The 18,306-nt window shown below is 58.4% G+C and carries 16 protein-coding genes; 4 read left to right on the top strand and 12 right to left on the bottom strand.

The window, feature by feature from the left end; genetic code table 11:
* Nucleotides 1-71 precede the first annotated feature (71 nt).
* Both HMPREF3098_RS04295 and metG read right to left on the bottom strand, forming a co-directional pair.
* Complete coding sequence (locus HMPREF3098_RS04295; RefSeq protein WP_070434117.1) at nt 72-1,394, bottom strand: MFS transporter; 1,323 nt, start codon at nt 1,392-1,394, stop codon at nt 72-74.
* Nucleotides 1,395-1,449: 55 nt separating this feature from the next.
* Entirely contained in the window at nt 1,450-3,285 is a 1,836-nt protein-coding gene (gene metG, locus HMPREF3098_RS04290) for a methionine--tRNA ligase (protein ID WP_070434116.1), read from the bottom strand.
* Between the two features lie 269 nt (nt 3,286-3,554).
* Here metG and HMPREF3098_RS04285 point away from each other — a divergent pair, with 269 nt between their 5' ends.
* The gene (locus tag HMPREF3098_RS04285) at nt 3,555-3,998 is read left to right on the top strand and encodes an RrF2 family transcriptional regulator (protein WP_070434115.1); all 444 of its coding nucleotides are present in this window, start codon (nt 3,555-3,557) and stop codon (nt 3,996-3,998) included.
* A 52-nt stretch (nt 3,999-4,050) separates the two neighbouring features.
* On the opposite strand, the gene HMPREF3098_RS04280 is transcribed toward HMPREF3098_RS04285, so the two are convergent.
* On the bottom strand, nt 4,051-5,802 hold the full coding sequence (locus HMPREF3098_RS04280) for a BCCT family transporter (RefSeq protein WP_083284077.1): 1,752 nt from the start codon (nt 5,800-5,802) through the stop codon (nt 4,051-4,053).
* 346 nt (nt 5,803-6,148) lie between these two features.
* Nucleotides 6,149-7,042: a 16S rRNA (cytidine(1402)-2'-O)-methyltransferase gene (gene rsmI / locus HMPREF3098_RS04275; RefSeq protein ID WP_070434114.1), complete on the bottom strand. Its 894-nt coding sequence runs from the start codon at nt 7,040-7,042 to the stop codon at nt 6,149-6,151.
* Between the two features lie 195 nt (nt 7,043-7,237).
* Between rsmI and HMPREF3098_RS04270 the strand changes: the two genes are divergently transcribed.
* A complete protein-coding gene (locus tag HMPREF3098_RS04270; RefSeq protein ID WP_070434133.1) occupies nt 7,238-8,704 on the top strand; it encodes a dolichyl-phosphate-mannose--protein mannosyltransferase in 1,467 nt (488 codons plus the stop codon).
* Nucleotides 8,705-8,778: 74 nt separating this feature from the next.
* On the opposite strand, the gene HMPREF3098_RS04265 is transcribed toward HMPREF3098_RS04270, so the two are convergent.
* From HMPREF3098_RS04265 to HMPREF3098_RS04240, 6 genes are all read right to left on the bottom strand, one after another.
* Complete coding sequence (locus HMPREF3098_RS04265) at nt 8,779-9,603, bottom strand: zf-HC2 domain-containing protein (RefSeq protein WP_070434113.1); 825 nt, start codon at nt 9,601-9,603, stop codon at nt 8,779-8,781.
* Nucleotides 9,604-9,696: 93 nt separating this feature from the next.
* Nucleotides 9,697-10,116 carry a DoxX family protein gene (locus HMPREF3098_RS04260; protein WP_070434112.1) on the bottom strand — a complete coding sequence of 140 codons (420 nt, stop codon included), beginning with the start codon at nt 10,114-10,116 and terminating at the stop codon, nt 9,697-9,699.
* Nucleotides 10,117-11,430, bottom strand: coding sequence for a gephyrin-like molybdotransferase receptor GlpR (glpR, locus tag HMPREF3098_RS04255; RefSeq protein WP_141739658.1), 1,314 nt, complete (start codon nt 11,428-11,430; stop codon nt 10,117-10,119).
* Nucleotides 11,431-11,653: 223 nt separating this feature from the next.
* Entirely contained in the window at nt 11,654-12,331 is a 678-nt protein-coding gene (locus HMPREF3098_RS04250) for a GNAT family N-acetyltransferase (RefSeq protein ID WP_070434110.1), read from the bottom strand.
* Nucleotides 12,332-12,376: 45 nt separating this feature from the next.
* Nucleotides 12,377-13,672: a molybdotransferase-like divisome protein Glp gene (glp, locus tag HMPREF3098_RS04245; protein WP_070434109.1), complete on the bottom strand. Its 1,296-nt coding sequence runs from the start codon at nt 13,670-13,672 to the stop codon at nt 12,377-12,379.
* A 69-nt stretch (nt 13,673-13,741) separates the two neighbouring features.
* Nucleotides 13,742-14,665: a UTP--glucose-1-phosphate uridylyltransferase gene (locus HMPREF3098_RS04240; protein WP_141739657.1), complete on the bottom strand. Its 924-nt coding sequence runs from the start codon at nt 14,663-14,665 to the stop codon at nt 13,742-13,744.
* Between the two features lie 177 nt (nt 14,666-14,842).
* Between HMPREF3098_RS04240 and HMPREF3098_RS04235 the strand changes: the two genes are divergently transcribed.
* Nucleotides 14,843-15,436 (top strand): 5-formyltetrahydrofolate cyclo-ligase, encoded by a 594-nt coding sequence (locus HMPREF3098_RS04235; RefSeq protein ID WP_083284075.1) that lies wholly within the window; start codon nt 14,843-14,845, stop codon nt 15,434-15,436.
* Between the two features lie 3 nt (nt 15,437-15,439).
* On the top strand, nt 15,440-15,949 hold the full coding sequence (mscL, locus tag HMPREF3098_RS04230; protein WP_035113264.1) for a large conductance mechanosensitive channel protein MscL: 510 nt from the start codon (nt 15,440-15,442) through the stop codon (nt 15,947-15,949).
* Nucleotides 15,950-16,327: 378 nt separating this feature from the next.
* On the opposite strand, the gene HMPREF3098_RS04225 is transcribed toward mscL, so the two are convergent.
* Nucleotides 16,328-16,924, bottom strand: coding sequence for a MogA/MoaB family molybdenum cofactor biosynthesis protein (locus HMPREF3098_RS04225; RefSeq protein ID WP_070434106.1), 597 nt, complete (start codon nt 16,922-16,924; stop codon nt 16,328-16,330).
* Nucleotides 16,925-17,045: 121 nt separating this feature from the next.
* Nucleotides 17,046-18,306 (bottom strand): trypsin-like peptidase domain-containing protein (locus tag HMPREF3098_RS04220; protein ID WP_083284084.1); only part of this gene is annotated, 1,261 nt, incomplete at its 5' end.

Raw genomic sequence — 18,306 nt, 5'->3', positions numbered from 1 at the left:
CCCCCACCCCGCCTACGACGCAGCCCCCGCACCAGCTACGGCTCCCCAAGCCGCCCACGATCAAAACCCACCTACGACTTAACTGCCCCAGCCACAACAACCCTCGCATCACTGTCCTGCTCGCCAGGCTTGTCATCCACGAACACCACGCGGCTGGCTACAATGCCCGCGCCCAACAGCACAATATTGAAGCCCATCAACATATACAGCCCGGCGTTCCAGCTCCCAGTCGCCTCAAACAACAAACCGAACAGGAACGGCCCCACACTCGCGATGGAATAACCAACCGCCTGGGCACCGCTCGACAGCACCGCCGCCGCAGCTGCCGCGCGGGTACGCGTAGCCACCAGCAGCAGCCCCAGGTTGAAAGTGGAACACCCCAGCGAAACCAAAACGATCCAGACAAACGGTGCCTTCATTGGGTCATGCAACAGCAATGCCAGCGCACCCATCATCGCCACGAATGAATAGATTGTCACCATCAGCGAGCCGCGCCGGAACCTACCAACCATCCACGGCACGATCACACTGGTGGCAATGCCAGTCAGCGCGAACGTGCCACCGACTACGCCTCCGAGCTGCTCGCTACCGCCTGATTCCACCACGATCTTCGGCGCCCAGGTAATGAAGCAGTAGGACATAGAACTGGTCATGGCGAACATCAACACCACACCCCAGCTCACAGGGTGTCTCCATATGTGGCGATAACTCTGCTTAGCCACTCCGGCTGCTTTATCGGCTGCTCGCTGGGCTTTAATTCTTTCCCGACGCCGCCGGCCTCCCACCTCCGGGCCCACCACACGCACCAGCAAAATCCAACACGCGACTGCCAGCACTGGCGGACCGGCCCACAGCCCTAAAGCCAGTTGCCAACCGCCCCATTGTTCCAAGGGCACAGCCACGACGGACGCCGTAGCCATCGCAGTGTTACCTACCACCAGGTAGGCCATGGACATGACGGTGATGCGGAACGGGAAATAATCCTTCACGACCGCGGGAAGTAGCGTATTAGTAAACCCCACCCCCATCAGGCCAACCATCGTGCCAATGAGGAACAGTAGTTCGTTGGGTGCAAACGTGCGCACACCAAACCCCACGGCCGCTACAACCATGGATGCAGCAGCGGTTTTGCGGAAGGTCATTGCCCGAGACAGAGGCGCACTCAAAGCCGCCGCTAGGGCGAACATCAATGTGGGCGCCATGCCCACGAGGCCCACGAACAGAGGGGATGCCCCGAGGCTGTCCGAGACCTTGTCCGCGATCGGCGAAAACGAACTGATCGGACTGCGCAGGTTTACACTCGTGAGCAACACCGCCACTACCGCGATGATGGAAATGGTGGTGACAGCGCGTTTATCTTCTCGCCCCGAATGCTCTATCTGACCTTCGCCCACTCCGCACCTCCATCACACCGCGCCAGTTGCAGCATTGCCTCTCATCACCGTTGCTCTATCTGACCTTCGCCCACTCCGGACCGGTCTCCGCCAGCTCCGCGTCCAATTTCGCAAACAGTGGCTTCGGCTTGCTTAGCGGCGTTCCCGGCACCATATCGATGCGCTTCCACGTAGCCTGCTGGTTCTTGTAGTCACCCATGATCACGGGGTACGCGCGACCCGCCTCCGGCACGCCCGTACCCACAGGGTCCCGTGGGGAATCATCGGTGACTTCCAGGATCTTCGGCTGGGCGGCCCACACACCTTGGCCACCGAGGGTCTCGAAGATTTTCTGTGCACTAAACGGCAGGTAAGGGGTCATCAGGGTGTTGATATCACTCACCACCTGCAATGCCACGTGCAACACCGTACCCAAGCGCTCGCGCTGCGATTCATCCTTGGCCAGCTTCCAGGGTTCTTGGGCCGCGATATACTGATTCGCGCGCCCGGCAATACGCATAGCTTCAGTGATTCCAGCTTTGAAGCGGGATGCCTGCAGCGCCTTTCCAACAACCTCAAATGCGTGAGCAGATTCATCCAAGAGGGCTTTGTCGGCGTCGAGTAAAGAGCCCAGAGGTGGCACCTCGCCGAAGTTCTTGTGCGCCATCGATACCGTACGGTTGACTAGGTTGCCCCACTCGTTCGCCAGTTCGGAGTTGATACGGCGGACAAACTCGTCCCACGTGAAGTCCGTGTCCGTCGTCTCCGGGCCAGCCATGGCGATGAAGTAACGCAGTGGATCCGGTCCGAATTCCTTGAGGAAGTCGCGAACGTAGATGACCACCCCCTTAGAGGACGAGAACTTTGAACCGGACATCGTGAGAAACTCGCTGGAAACCACCTCAGTCGGCAGGTTCAGTGTGGGCTCAGCCAGCTCACCAGCATCTCCACCCCGGGAACCCTGACCGGAGTATCCCAAAAGTTCCGCAGGCCAGATCTGGGAGTGGAAGGTGATGTTGTCTTTGCCCATGAAGTAATAGGCCACTGCCTCTGGGTCGTTCCACCACTTCCGCCAAGCTTCCGGCTGGCCGGTACGCCAGGCCCATTCAATTGACGCCGACAAGTAGCCCACCACGGCATCAAACCAGACATACAGCTTCTTCGCATTGTTGTCCTGCCAACCTTCGATAGGGATCGGCACACCCCAGTCGATATCGCGACTCATTGCGCGGGGACGAATGTTCTCCAACAAATTGAGGGAGAATTTCAGGACGTTGGGGCGCCAATCGGTACGGCCCTTCAGCCACTCCGTCAATGCTTCCGCAAGGGCCGGAAGATCCAGCATGAAGTGTTCTGTATCCACGAACTCGGGGGTTTCGCCGTTGATTTTGGACACAGGGTTGATGAGATCTTCGGGGTCCAGCTGGTTTCCACACGTATCGCACTGATCACCGCGAGCGTCAGTTGCCCCACAAATGGGGCAGGTGCCCTCGATGTAACGGTCGGGCAAAGTTCGGCCCGTGGAAGGGCTGATCGCCCCACGAGTGGTTTGGGTCACCATGTAACCGTTGTCGTAAAGGCCACGGAAAAGTTCCTGGACGACCGCGTAGTGGTTACGCGTGGTGGTGCGGGTAAACAAGTCGTAAGACAATCCCAAGCCGACCAAGTCTTCAACGATGATGCGGTTGTAACGGTCGGCCAGCTCCTGAACGCTCACGCCTTCTTTTTCCGCCTGGACCAGCAGCGGAGTGCCGTGTTCGTCCGTGCCTGAAACCATGAGGACGTCATTGCCAATCATCCGCTGATAGCGGGCAAAAACGTCGGAGGGAACACCGAATCCAGCAACATGGCCGATGTGACGGGGGCCGTTGGCGTAAGGCCAAGCAACAGAGGTGAGAACACGTTGTGACATGCCTACCACATTAAGGTATTGCCACCTGCGAAGAAAAAGATGACCCCACCGCCCTGTGGAGGTGGGGGTTGAAGACCGTTGGGGTTGTTTTTACGCCAATGATTTTCATACAGCACAACTGATGCCCTACCCTGTGAAAAAATGGGGCTGACATACCCCATACAACCCACCCGTTCACACATGATTATCTTAGGGGTCATATAAGGTTAGCTAATGTGAAGCCCATCGCCTTCAATTGATCTTGACCCTTTCACTCACGAAGGACGACCATGCAGTTAAATCGAGCCACCGAGCTAGGCATCAGGATCCTGATGCAACTGGCCGCTCTAGACGATGCCGCTAGCGCGGCCGGTGTCGCTCCCCCTCGATACACCTCTTCCAGCATCGCGGACGACATTGGCGCCCCACAAACCCACGTGGCCAAGGTCGTCTCTAAATTAGCCGAACTCGGCCTAGTGCGATCCACGCGTGGACGCACCGGCGGAGTGGCCCTGACCCCCGAGGCGCTACTTAAGCCGCTGGGCTCGTTGATTCGAGATTTGGAAGGCGCACGACTGGCGAATTACCGCGTTCACGATCCCTGCCCGTTCGTACCCGAATGCGCCCTACACGCCGTATTACGTGGCGCGGCAGATCAGTTCTTCACGATACTGGACAAGACGACCGTCGCCGATATCGTTCCCGTGTCTCCTGCAAAAGCAATGCCGGTGTAACGCGAAAGTTGCGCGACACCGGCAGCGATAAGTCCGAAACTGTCCTGGGCGGTTAATCCTTCGCCCTATTCGCAGACTTCTCCCCCACATTGAAACGGCGAACCCCACGACCGTTCTGCTTGTTCAGATAAGCGGCCACGCGTTTTTCGCGTGCATCCCTCATGGCGTAATGCCGCTGAGCCTTGTGGTCCAAATACAGCGGGTCATTGGACAATGACTTCACGATTGCGAACATCAACGCAATAATAATCAGCACAAACGGGCTGGCCGCGATGATCGTGATGTTTTGCACATTGGTCAGGGCATCTTCTCCACCCGTCCAAATCATGACGATCGCGATGATTGCGGTCATCAATCCCCACAAGACGGTGACTTTGCGATTGGCCTCCACACGGCCGTTTTGGGACATGGTTCCCATCACCGTCGATGCAGAATCCGCAGAGGTGATGAAGAACGTGGCCAGCAAAATCATGGCCAGCAACGAAGCTGCGTAGCCACCGGGCACAGTATCCAACAGGTTGAACAGCTGCTTGGTGGCATCTCCATCGCCCCAGATCGACTGATTTGTCTCCTCTGCATGAATGGCGGAGCCACCGAAGATGGAAAACCATACGACGGTCACTGCCAACGGCACCATGAGGATAACGGTCACGAACTCGCGAATGGTGCGTCCACGGGAGATGCGAGCTAGGAACATACCGACGAATGGGGACCAGGAGACCCACCAGGCCCAGTAGAAGATTGTCCATGAGCCCAGCCACTTGCCGGCACCTTCGCTGGAATCAGCGGTGCGGGCCGCCATGGAGAAGAACTCGGACAGGTAGTTGCCCAAGGTAGTGGGGATCAGGTTCAAGATGACAACGGTGGGCCCCACAATCAGCAGGAACAAGGCCAGCAGACCAGCCATGATCATATTGGCATTAGAGATGTACTGAATACCTTTACCCACACCAGATGCAGCGGAAACGAGGAAGCACACACCCAGCACGATGATCACCCCGATCATCACTCCCATGCCGGGGTTAGTCCACAGGTTAGTGGCTTCCATACCTGAGGCGATCTGAGTGGCACCAATACCGAGGGATGCTGCGGTGCCGAAAACGGTCGCGAAGATCGTGAAAATGTCGATGATCTTACCCAGTGGGCCGTGGGCTCGGCGCTCGCCGATCAGCGGAATGAAGGCCGAGCTCAACAGCTGCTTCCGGTCCAAGCGGAAGGTGGTGTACGCGATAGCCAAGCCCACGATGGCATAGAGCGACCATGGGTGCAGTCCCCAGTGGAACATCGTGGTGGCCATCGATACCCCAACATCACCCGGTTCCGTTCCCGGCACACCTTGGCGGTAATAGGTCAGCGGTTCGGCCACACCGTAGAACATCAAACCGATGCCCATACCGGCGGCGAACATCATGGCTACCCAAGACGCGGTGGAAAACTCCGGCTCCTCGCCATCCTTACCCAACCGAATGTGGCCGAATTTACTGAAGGCGATGAACAGGATGTAACCAACGAACACCGTGCCAGCCAAGACGAACAGCCATCCCCAATCATTGGTGATGTACGTCAGCGCCTTTCCAGAGAATGCCTGAAAGCTGTCTTTCCCCAGCAATCCCCAGGCGACCACCACCAAAATGAGCGCGAGCGCCCCAAACGTGACGGCCCAGTTGATTGGGGCATCGTCATCGAGCCGTGCCTGCTGGCTTACCTTCGGATCGTTGGCGGGATCGACAAAGGCTTCCGCCAGCGCTTGCTCTTCGGAATTTAATCTCTCCCCTTGCTGTGGGTTTCCTTGTGAAATCGTCATATTCTCCACAGTGGTGGCAGGGGGGCGCAATATCAAACCCTCCGGGACTTTTCACCGTGCGATCGCGGCCTTTCACCGCACTTCCCGGCTGCATCTCTTATGCATCTTTTTCTAGCCGACGCCCCGCTCAGCCCCCTGTTCACCCTGCTTGGGCACCTATTCCTGATCTAGGTGCGTGGCGGCGGGGTGGACCTCATCCTTTCAAAGATAACAATACGGTAACGATTCTGATCTGGGTGGCTTTACTCGCTATCCTCGCGGGCGTGCAATGCACGGCAACATCCGATTTCTTCAGCCCTCCACGCTGCTGCCGCAGACACCCTGCGCACGCGGGCGTGCCCGTGCGCTAGGCCTCCTCACGGGCGTGCAACACAGCCTCGTACACTTCCCGTTTGCTGAGGTTGTGGCGCTTCGCGATCTCGCCTGCTGCCGCCTTCAATCGCATTCCGCCGGCGACGAGCCCCTCAACTTCCCCGACCACATCAGCCGTGTCCACCCCCAGCTCTTCGGGATCCACAGCTCCAATCACCACACAGATTTCCCCCTTTACTTCCTTTGCATGAGCCCATTCGGCTACTTCGGCAGCAGAACCAGAACGAACCTCTTCGAAACGCTTGGTTAGCTCGCGGGCGACTGCAACGGGGCGTCGTGCCCCTAAAATCTCCACCGCAATATCCAAGGTTGCCTGCAAACGGTGAGGGGATTCAAAGAAACACGTAGCCGTGGTAGCGGTGAGCAAGTTGCTAAAGAATTCCCGGCGCGCGCCATCTTTGCGCGGAGCGAACCCCAGGAACGTGAAGTGGCCCATCCCCACACCCGAGAGCGCAAGCGCGGTGGGTACTGCAGAAGGACCAGGCAGGCAGGTCACCGGGACACCCGCAGCCCGGGCAGCTACAACCAGCGGGAATCCGGGATCGGAAACCGCAGGCATCCCCGCATCTGTTACCACGAGGATGCGCTTGCCAGCTTGGGCCTCTGCAACGAAATGACCGGCGCGATCGGATTCATTGTGGTCGAAGTTCGAAACCACCGTGCCGGTGATCGTCACACCCAACGCATCGGCCAGCGCACGGGTGCGGCGCGTATCCTCCGCAGCGATGATATCCGCACTTGCCAAGGCATCGAGCAACCGAATGGAGGCATCCAGTGGGTTCCCCAAAGGTGTGGCTGCCAAGATGATACCCCCATGAGGGAGGGGTCGCTGTTCCTGGGCTCGATGTAAGAGGGACTCTACTGTCATTCCCCCAGCATGCCACTAGAGTTATTGGCTGTGACAGTTTCCACCCCAGAACCACGCCCGTCGAACCAAACCGATAGTGCCACGGCCACTGCCGAGAGCGGCGCACAGCGCCCCGCTCTCCCCTCACGGGCGGATGACTCTACCCCGGCGGAGCTCGGTCTGAGCCGTGCTGCGAATAATCGTGAGGCCCAGGGTGTGAGGACGTGGAGCCGGTGGGTGTGGATTCAGCTGAGCCTGGCGGTCTTCGCCGCCGTGAGTCGCTTGAGCTCGCTAGGGAAACCCACGGATGGTGGCACTCCCGTCTTCGACGAGAAACACTATGCCCCGCAATCGTGGCAAATCGCGATGAGCCAGACCAATCCCCTGATTGGTGGGATCGAGGACAACCCTGCCTACGGCTTGGTGGTACACCCGCCACTCGGTAAACAATTGGAGAGCATGGGCATGCAACTGCTGGGCTACAGCCCGGCCGGGTGGCGTGTGAGTTCTGCCCTGTGCGCAATTGCGGTTATCTTGCTGATCGCAGCCATCGCGCGGCGCATTACGAAATCGGAAGTGGCCGGAATGCTCGCCGGCATTTTCGCCCTGTGCGATGGCATCTTGTTTGTCACCGGCCGGTCAGCCATGTTGGATCATTTTCAGACCCTGTTTGTGGTGTCAGCGACGTATTTCTTGGTGCGCGATGCCCAGCAGATGGAGGGGCGGTTCCGCCGCGTTTTCGCCGAAGAACGTGTCCGTGACCACACCTTGGGCCCGCGCATGGGGTATCGCTGGTGGCGTTTCGCTGCTGGAGTGGCGCTGGCCGGTGCGCTGTCCGTGAAGTGGTCGGGGCTGTATTACATTGCTTTCGCTGGGTTGGCAATCGTAGCGATTGACTATGCCCGGCGCCGACGTTACGGGGTGCAACACCCTCTGCGTGGAACGTTGGTACTGGATAGCGCACCGTCATTTTTTGCCTTGGTGATCGTGCCGGTCATCGGTTACATCGCCAGTTGGCGGGCCTGGTTCGCTTCGGAAACCGGGGTTTTCCGGCACGCAGTTGAAAGCGGTCGGTTTTCGGAATTGAATCAATCCGGGTTGACGTTTCTGCCCGATGTGGTGCGGAATTTCATCTACTATCACTCGTCCGTTTTAAAGTTCCACACTGCACTGACCAATTCGAATGGCCACCACCACTCCTGGGAATCTAAGCCTTGGTCATGGTTGGTGAGCAGCCGTTCGCTGCTGTACTACAGCCCTCCAGAAAAGGATGGAATTGTCCACAAAGTATTGCTGGTTGGCACCCCTGCAATCTGGTGGTTGTGTGTACCCGTAATCCTGTGGGGAGTATGGTGCCTGCTCATTCACCGCGATATGCGCTGGGCTGTCCCCGTGATCGGCTTTGCCGCGGGATTCCTACCGTGGCTGCCCACGCTAGATCGTCAAATGTACCTGTTTTATGCCGTGAACCTTGCCCCATTCTTGGTTATTGCTTTGGCATTGGCCTGTTGCCAGCTTCTACACACGGCGCGGGCGGAAAACAAGCGGTGGCCGGTCGTGCTCGTTGTTGGCTACGTGGCCGTGGTGGTGTGGAACTTCTTGTTCTTCCTACCGCTGTATACCGGTATGCCAATGACCAACGCGGAGTTCGCCGCACGCATGTGGCTACCAAGCTGGCGGTAGCTAAGGCGGACAACCGCCAAGAGCGCCTGCTGCTACAACATACCTACGCGGGCCACTTTCACCCTAGCGGCGAGTTATTTGCGCGAATCCACATCCCGGAAGCGTTGCGGTTCCTTATCCCCCAACCGGAACGAGGAATGCTCATCCAAATCAGCTGCGGAAAAATTAATTGGCCGGGCCGCGAGTGCGCGCCACGAATGGCGCAGGGGTGTGAACATATGGTTCCGGCCTATCCAGCAGACCAACAAGGCCACGACCGCGCACAGGTGCACCAACAATCCCCACAAGGGGTTCGCAAATAACCCGCGCCCAGTGGTGACACCCACAAACTCGATGACAACCTCACGTGTGGCAAAACCGGCACCGAACGCCCACTGCGCCAAATAAATCGGCAAGATCGCACTGGAGACTTTCGGGCGCGCCGCGGCCCATGCAATACCCACTGCCAAAGCGAACTTGTCCACCGCGTTATCCATGATCAGCCTGGTGATGATGGGGCCGTTGGCGTCGTTATCCAAAACAGCAGGATTAACCGGAGTGGCAAACAGCAGCATGCCAGCCCACGCCAAGTAAACCCCAGCTACCAAAATGAGGACTATGCGAGCGATTGTCATGGGTAATTGCCGGTTCGTCACCCCGGAAGCGACAACGGGCATAGTATCGGCTGCAGCAAGAATGTGATCGGTGATCTTGGCTGGGTCTGGGGCGTGGTCAGCGACCTGGGCCTGTGAATCGATGGAGCCAATGGTGAGGGAACGCCCTAGTGCCGTCACGGTGGTGTACCAACGCTGACACTCCTCACACACATCGAGGTGAGCGTCAATGACCTCATCGGGCAGCTCGGAGTGCTCGCCATCAAGCCGTGCAGACAGTGCAGCGCGTACCTGTTCACAGTCCACAGTGGCTCACCACATTCCTTCGTCAAATGATCCGATTTCCGTCAGTGGCCAGGCTCTAGGGCTCAACACGGGCGGTTGTTTTTGGCGCTGCGGTTAAGCAAACCGCGCAAGCGCACGATCCAAGCTCGCCCGCCCGGCACCAAACACCACGATCATCAGCAAACTGGCCATCACCACAAGAATGTATTCCATACCGCCGTCAGACACATAAAAGCCATGATGAGAAAACTGAAAATACAGCATGGCAGCAGCTATAACGAACAGCACGCCAGCGGCAGCTGTAGTGAGCACCCCGGCGATCAACATGGCCCCACAGAACATGAAAAGCACGGACACGGTCCATGCAAACACGCTGGGGTTGGGATAACCCACACGGGCGAATTCGACGATCGTGCTGTTGTCCCCCACCATGCCCACGCCGAAGACGTTGCGCCAACCGTGAGCGATGAACACCACCCCGAGGATGGCACGCAAAATGAACAGCGCAATATCGCGCACAACTGGATGGTTCATTTAGACCGCGCGAATGTGACCGTTGTAGTAATCCCGCTCCTCATCGCCGTTGAAGAAGAAGTCGTGGCTGTCCACAACGGCGAGGTTGTGCAGCTCGGCATCAGCTTCATCCGGTTCAACGATGACGGCGCCGGGGCGCATAAGCCGTGCGGGGATCACACCCAATTCCTGGTCTTCCGTGTTACGTACACCCAACCGGGCGCGGCGCATCCGGGCCAGACGTCGACGACGCAGCTTGGCCTCCTCGATAGCGTTCTTGCGCAGGGCAATGAGGTAGAACGCAGTCATGGCGGTCATCACGACGGGCAACAGCCACGATGCACCTCCGCGCCAGAATGCTAGGGCGAGCGTCAGCACGAGAAGCGCAACCATACCCAGCAGCACGTGCTTGCGGCGCTGCTGTCGGCGACGGTTTGCCGCAGCACTTGCCACCGGGTCGAAAACCCCACGGCCGCGCCGGGATGCGATGTAGTTAATGTCATCTTCAGAGAGCTCCATGGAGTCGTAGAGTTTCTCCACGGGACGAGCATTGCCTACGGTAGCCAATTCCCGGACGTGATCGTCCCGTCCGCGTTCGTCATCGAAGTCCACGCCGCGGAGAACTCCGGCGGGTACCTCCACGGGCTGGGGATTGATCGCCTCGACGCCCTCGTGTGCCTCACCGGTGTTGCCTGCATCGGTCGTATCAGCTTCGTCGCGAGCGCCATCCACACGGCCCGCTGACGTGCCCGCTTTGCGAACCTTTTTCTCCGCTTCACTGTTCGACTTTGCAGTCTTTTTGCGCTGTAGAGCTGCGACAACGTCTTCCTCGGCGATAGGGCCGAACTCCCCCGTATCGGTTTCATCGTGGGACTTGTACGAGCTGGCATCGGTCTTTCGGGCCACACCGTACTCGGCGACTGCGACAGAACCATCATTGGCTGTGTCGTCATCGGTTTTCGTATCCCCGGCGGGGGCATTCTTGGCCACATCCTCATTGGCCGAGTCATCAGCCACGGCATCCCCGCGGACTTCCTCGATAACCTCGCCGTCGATCACGGGGCGGGTTTCAGCATCCCCGTCAGCCTCGTCGCCTTGTGCTCCCACGGCCTCGACCGCATGACCATCCTGGCGTGCAACGGCCACGCTCTTGCCCGGAGTGCGCTGCGAGGAGTCCGTGCCCTCGTCATCCAACAGCACGTATTCCGGTTCGGCATCCACCAGTTCCAGCTCTTCATCGCTGTCATCGACGGTGTACAGCGCCGGCGATGGGCGCAGCTTGCGCTTTTTGCGCAGCTCCGCACCGCCCGAATGTACGAGGCGTGTCTCGGTCAAGGCCTCAGAAGTCTGCCTTACTGGGCGGCGATTAAACAGCACCAAGGGCGTTAACAGGACGATCCAAACGACGGCAATTAGAAGCAGTGAACCGGGCACGAGTCTCGCTTCTCCTCAAATTGATAGGGCAATAGCTCCCCGCAGCGTTTTCGCCTCCGGGAACGTGGTGATAAAGATATTAAGCAACGCTATCCACGCTAGCGTTTTCAGTCGCAATCGGCCCTCAAGCCACGCCGATAAGCACCCCATCATTGAGCAATTTGCGCACCAATGTGCCGTGGGCAGCGATCTCCTCCATCGTCACAGCAACCAGCAGATGATCGGTCCACTCCCCATTGATGTGCAGGTTTCGCAACAAAGTCCCCTCGTGGCGGAACCCCGCCTTCTCCAGCACCTTGCGCGAGGCAATGTTTTCCTCCATCACGGTCGCCTCAATCCGGTGCATATCCACGTTGCGGAATGCATGATCCACTCCCAATGCCACGGCCGCGGTGGCAACCCCCTGGCCCTGTACGCCGCTGTATACCCAGTACCCGATCCAGCAACTTTTGATCGCCCCGTGCTGAATGTTCCCTAACGTCAGCTGGCCGGCGAACCGACCATCTACTTCAATGGCCATGGGTACGACCGCTCCCCGGTCTGCCCACTGCATGAGGTTGCGATAGGTGTACTTCCATCCTTGAGTGTTGTGAGCCTGTTCCCACCCACTCGTTGCGGTCGGCTCAACGGGTTCCAACAGTCGACGGTCGGCAATTCTGTACCGACGCCATGCCACGCCATCCCCACGTTCCAAACTCCGTAGGTGCACACGTCGCCCTGACTTCGTGATGACGGTTGGGGTGTCCACCGGCCACCCCAACCTTCCGGTGCTCGCTCCGGTAAGGAAACTCAAAAAGTTCATGGTGTTACCTACCCCCGGGTCGCTGAACGCGTGAACACGACCCCGCTAGGCCCGGTTCGTCAGGAACATCACATCAACCACCGAACCCGGCGCGATGTGGGCTACGTCCACCGGAACCACGATCAAACAGTTCGCCCGGCCGTGGCTACCCAACAGATGTGTTGGCTCGCCGCCATCGGCAGCTCCCAACGGATCCACCAAGAAGTCACCGGTATCCCGATCGCGCATCAGCTGGCCACGAATGAATCCCCTTCGGTGCGGCGCGGATTCAATAGAAGCGATGGTGCGTGCTTGAACCACGCGACGGTTCGACTGACGTTGACCGCGAATGAGCTGGATTAGTGGGCGCACCATGACTTCAAAAGCCACCAGCGCAGCCGACGGGTTAGCCGGCAGCAAGAATGTCGGCACCTTGTCGGCGCCAAGGGTTCCAAAGCCCATGACGGACCCGGGGTGCATGGCAACACGTGTGATCTCCAGCTCGCCTAGCTCTGCAAGAACCTCTCGCAGCTCTTCGCTGGCGGTACCGCCCACCGCACCGGTGATCACCACAACTTCAGAACGGATGAGCTGGCCTTCGATGATGTCCTTCATCCGGCGAGGCTCTCCCCCGACGATTCCCAGGCGGTGCACTTCTGCCCCTGCTTCTCGCCCTGCTGCGGTGAGGGCATAGGAATTGACATCGTAGATCTTGCCGAGGGATGGTTCGCGATCAATATCGATCAGCTCTTGCCCAAAAGCCATGACGGCCATACGTGGCCGTGGATACACCAGCACCTTCGACCGGCCCACGCCGGCCAGCAATCCGACCTGAGCAGCGCCGATGACTGACCCCTGCTCCACGACCACATCGCCAGGTTGCACGTCCGAACCCTTGCGGTGGACGAATTCCCCCGGCTGGAGCAACTCTTGCGGAATGATGCGGCGCCCCTGAGTTTCCGCCCAATCCAGGGGCAGCACGGCGTCGGCCAAAGTAGGTAAAGGGGCACCGGCGTGAACCCTGACGCACTGCCTGGGCTGCAAACGAACCGGTCGGTGGGATCCCGCTGTGACCTCACCGACGATAGGCAGCGCGGTGCGGCGTGCTGGCTGGTCGTCGGCGGAATCACCCTCCTCCGATGGCTCCCCATCAACCGGCGTGGGATCCAGTGCCTGACGGATGTCCACACACCGAACGGCATAACCGTCAATGGCGGCCTGATCGAATCCAGGAAAGTGTTCCGTGCCTTCTACCTGCTCAGCACACCTCAAACCCAGAGCCTCGGAAATGGCCACACGCACGGGTTCGGGGGTGACCGCAGCAGCTGTGATGGTTGCCAGCTGCTCCTCAACTGTCCGCATTACTTTGGGGTTCCTTCCTCGACCTTAGACTGCACTCGGCGGGTGGGGCCGGGTGGTTAAGAGAGCTTTTTAGCTATCTTCTTCCGCCAGACGTTGATTCAACCAGTTCCGCAGCGAAGGACCGTAAGTATCATCCTTGAGGGCAAAGTCCACGCAAGCGCGAATATATCCACCAGGGTTACCGAGGTCATGGCGCTGACCGTGGTGCACCAAAATGTGCACTGGGTGCCCCTCCGTAATCAGCAGCTCAATGGCATCGGTGATCTGGATTTCCCCACCCTTGCCAGGTTTAGTGCGGCGTAGGGCATCAAAGATGCCGCGGTCCAATAGGTAACGCCCGGTAGCCACGAAGTTACTGGGGGCCTCGTCAATATCAGGCTTTTCCACCATGGCCTTGACTGCCTTAACGTTTTCCTCACCGGAGTCCTCGATATCGAACACACCGTACTTGCTGACGTCCTCGCGCGGCACTTCGAACGCACACAACACGGATCCACCAAACTTCTGGCGGATGGCCAGCATTTGATCCATCGCACCGAATGGCAAAACCAGGTCATCCGGCAGCATAACGGCAAAGCAGTCTTCTTCGTCATCAAGCACAGTCTCCGCCAGGCCAATCGCGTGCCCCAGCCCCAAGGGCTTTTCCTGCTCCACGGGGACAACATCAATCAGGCCATCGACGGCGCGAACTTTATCCAGCTGGGTTTGCTTATCGCGCGCCTCGAGAGTTTCCTCGAGTTCCAAGTCAGTGCGAAAATGCGCCATGATCCCATCCTTTTTGGGAGCAGTGATAATGGCCAGACGGTCCGCTCCCGCAGCAGCGGCTTCATTCGCGATCAATTCGATGCCTGGAGTATCCACCACGGGCAGGAGTTCCTTAGGGACCGTTTTGGTCGCAGGCAGGAACCTAGTTCCAAGACCAGCTGCGGGAACAACCACAGTGCGAACACGCGCCGGTGCCGTGTTTTGATCAGTCGTAGGGGTAGAAGACATGCCAAGAATCGTACCGTTAATCGCAGGTATTTCGCGTTAACTACACTCCCGATTCATCATTATGTTGACGGTCGCTATGGGTTTTCCTGCCAAATCTTCCCCGCGCCCTACACCCAATACCGCAGGATCACACCTACACCCAATACCGCAGGTTCACTAAGAGTAGGTTTTGTGATTATGGACACGATAAGGGCGCAGAAACGTCAACTTCGCCGGGAAATACGGCAGCGGCGACGCGCCGTGCCCGCATCAGAGCGCCTTTCGCGCGATGTGGCGATTCAGAATAACCTTCGAGAGTTTCTGGCGAAGACCAATCCTTCCGCAGTGTGCGCCTACTCCCCCATGCCCGGCGAACCAGGTGGCGCTGACCTGCCGGAATTCATCCGTCGTTGCCTTCCTTCCGAGGTTCCCATTTTCTTGCCCCGCGTGGTTTCCTTGGATGGACAAAAACTGGAGTGGGCCAAGTACACCGGAGAGCTTTCGGTGAGCAACTGGGGAATCCCAGAACCCACAGGCCCGGCGATACCTAATGTGTTCTTCAAAGACCCGCTGATTATCTTGCCCGCACTTGCTATAGACTGTTACGGACGTCGACTGGGACAAGGCGGAGGATTCTACGACACCTTCTTTTCCCACAAACCTCCAGGAATCGTTTCTTGTGCGGTTGTCGACGATACCGAACTCATCGACCACGTTCCCACGGAAGACCACGACCTGACTGTGGGCTACATCATCTCGGGGACTGCCGTGGTCCAAAAGAAAGGAAACTAAGCCATGCTTAAGGGCTTCAAGGACTTCATCATGCGTGGCAACGTGATCGAACTCGCGGTCGCAGTTGTCATGGGTACCGCATTCACCGCGATTGTTACCGCTTTCACCAAGGGGATCATCGATCCCCTACTCGCTTCTATCGGTGGCAGCCCAGACATTGGATTTGGGTTCTTCGTCCGCGAGGGGAACCCAGCGACCTTCATCAATATCGGCGCCATCATCACTGCGATCATCAATTTCTTGATCGTGGCCGCAGTCATTTACTTCGTAATGATTGCGCCAATGAATAAGCTGGCTGAGATCACTGCTCGTCGCAAGGGCATCGCTCCTGAGGAGGCTGCAGCGACGGACGTTGAACTGTTGACCGAGATCCGCGACCTGCTGCGCGAGCAGCGCGCGGGGCAAACCGACCCAGCTCTGCAACAGCGCTTGGACCGAGCAGAGACGATGACCCCAAACGGCGACGACGCCACTGAGGCCACTGCTAACAAGTACGGCCGCCACGCTGAGTAATTAAGACCCCGGCGCTGGGGCTTGTGCTCCCGCCAACACTCATGAACCCCAGTGCGGGGGCCTTTGCTCCCGCGAACACTCACGAACCCCAGAGCTGGGGCTTCTGCTCCCGCCAACACTCACGAACCCCAGTGCGGGGGCCTTTGTTCTCGCCAAAACTCTTCATCGAACGAGTGACTATTTTGGCGTGAGGACGTGGAGCCCGTGGCGTCGAAATGAGAAGTTCGCCCGTGGCCCTTTGAACCTAGAGTTCCGAAAGAGCGGCGAGCGCGGCGGCGGGGAGTTTTAGACACGGCGTTAATAGCTAGACGTTGTAGGGGGAGTTGCACACTGTGCGGGGGGAATCTTGCGGTGGGGAGTAAACACTCCGGCGGTAGGTTAAACGTTAAGTTCGCCGATGACGTGACGAACCAGCGGACCCAACGTAGCCATACCGTCGCGGATCGCCTCCCGAGATCCAGCAATATTCACAATCACGGTAGAGCCCGATACTCCGGCAATGCCCCGCGAAAGACCCGCATGCAGGGAGTTCGCAGATAGACCGGAGGACCGAAGAGCTTCGGCAATACCCGGAATCCTGCGGTCCAGTTCCTTCTGTGTCGCCTCGGGCGTTTTATCCCGTGGCCCCACCCCGGTACCACCAATGGTCACAACCAAGTCCGTGCCACCGACCACGCCGGTTTGGATAGCTTGACGGATGGCAGCCTTACGACTTTCAACCTCAAGGATTGCATCGACAAGGAAGTCCTCTTCAGTCAATAACTCCCCGACCAACTCCCCAAAACGGGCATGTTTTTCCGGCTCGTCCGTGACGATGACCACCATGGCGTGCAGGAGCGCGCGCCGAGTGGGGTCATGATATATTCGGGCTTCGGCATCCAAGGTGTGGAAGAGTGCGTCATCGGGTTCCGGAATATCGCCGGTCACGCGCTCTAGTTCCTCGTTATCCACTTCCCCAACTTTTGGGATGTTCATGGCAATAGAAATCTTCCGGTCGGGCTTACACTGGAAATGTCCAATTAACCGTATCCCGCCAATAACGTGACTGTACAGACAAGCGCCAATTTATGGGGGATGACGGGGGATAGCAGGAGTTCTACCTGGAACCGAGTGTGACCTCGATCTTCTCTTCATCCCCGCTGCCCTTAGGCAATACGGTCAAGGTCACGGTATCGCCGACCCGGTGGGAACGGATGGCCGCGATGAGTCCAACCCCACCCTCAACCAAACGATCATCTACCTTTATAACGATATCTCCATCTTTAAGACCGGCCTTGGCCGCGGGACTGCCTTCGTTCACACGCACGATCTGCGCGCCTTGGTTAGGCGAGTTTGGGCTAGTGTTCACTTGAGCGCCAATTGCGGGATGTTCAACCTTCTTCTTGTCGATCAGCTGCTTGGCGATATCTTGTGCCTGATTGATCGGGATAGCGAAGCCCAAGCCAATAGAACCAGACTGCTGCCCTTCGCCACCGCCGAGCGTCGCAATGACCGACGGAATACCGACCAGTTCGCCGGCCATGTTGACCAGCGCGCCACCGGAATTACCGGGGTTAATCGCAGCATCGGTTTGAATGGCATCGATCAGCGAGGCCTCGCCCCCCTTTTCACCGCCGGCCTGCACCGGGCGGTTTTTGGCGGAAACAATGCCGGTGGTCACCGTGGAAGAAAGCCCCAAAGGAGAGCCGATGGCGACGACGTCTTGGCCCACATTGAGCTTGTTCGAATCACCGAATTTGATGGGTGTTAGATCGGTCGCACCTACCGCCTTGATCACAGCCACATCCGTTGTCGGATCCGCCGCCACCAACTTCGCCTTAAGCACACGGCCGTCATTGAGCTGCACGGCGATCTGCGCCACGCCGTCCTCGGCGCCGGCAACGACGTGGTTGTTGGTGACAATCAAACCATCATTACTAATAATCGACCCGGACCCATCAGCGCCGGAACTCGCGGTTTTCACTTGGATGGAGACCACGCTGGGAAGTACTTTAGCGGCCACTTCTTCCACACTGCCCTGCGCAGGTGGGCGCCCACTAGTGTTCTTCGTATCACTCGTGGGCTTATTCTCATCGAACGACGTAGAGGAACTGGAATTGTAACCGGTCCCGTTCAATTCGTTTCCCACAACCGCGGTGGCTGCACCGGCAACCAAGGAACCAGCTAGCACCATCGCCACCAGGGTGGCAGTTGACCAGCGCTTGGGTTGCTGCGGTGGCGGGAACTGGGCTGCCTGGAACTGCGAGGAGGAAGGATACGACGCAGTTGGGTACGAAGACTGAGGGTGAGGCGATACCTGGCCCGGGCCGGGCATGTTAACGGGCTGCGCATCGTGCTGGCTCGCACCGTACTGGCTC

The organism is Corynebacterium sp. HMSC28B08 (assembly GCF_001806865.1).
GTDB lineage: Bacteria > Actinomycetota > Actinomycetes > Mycobacteriales > Mycobacteriaceae > Corynebacterium > Corynebacterium auriscanis.
The sequence above is the reverse complement of the archived record's forward strand: the minus strand, read 5'-3'. Positions and strand labels throughout refer to the sequence as shown.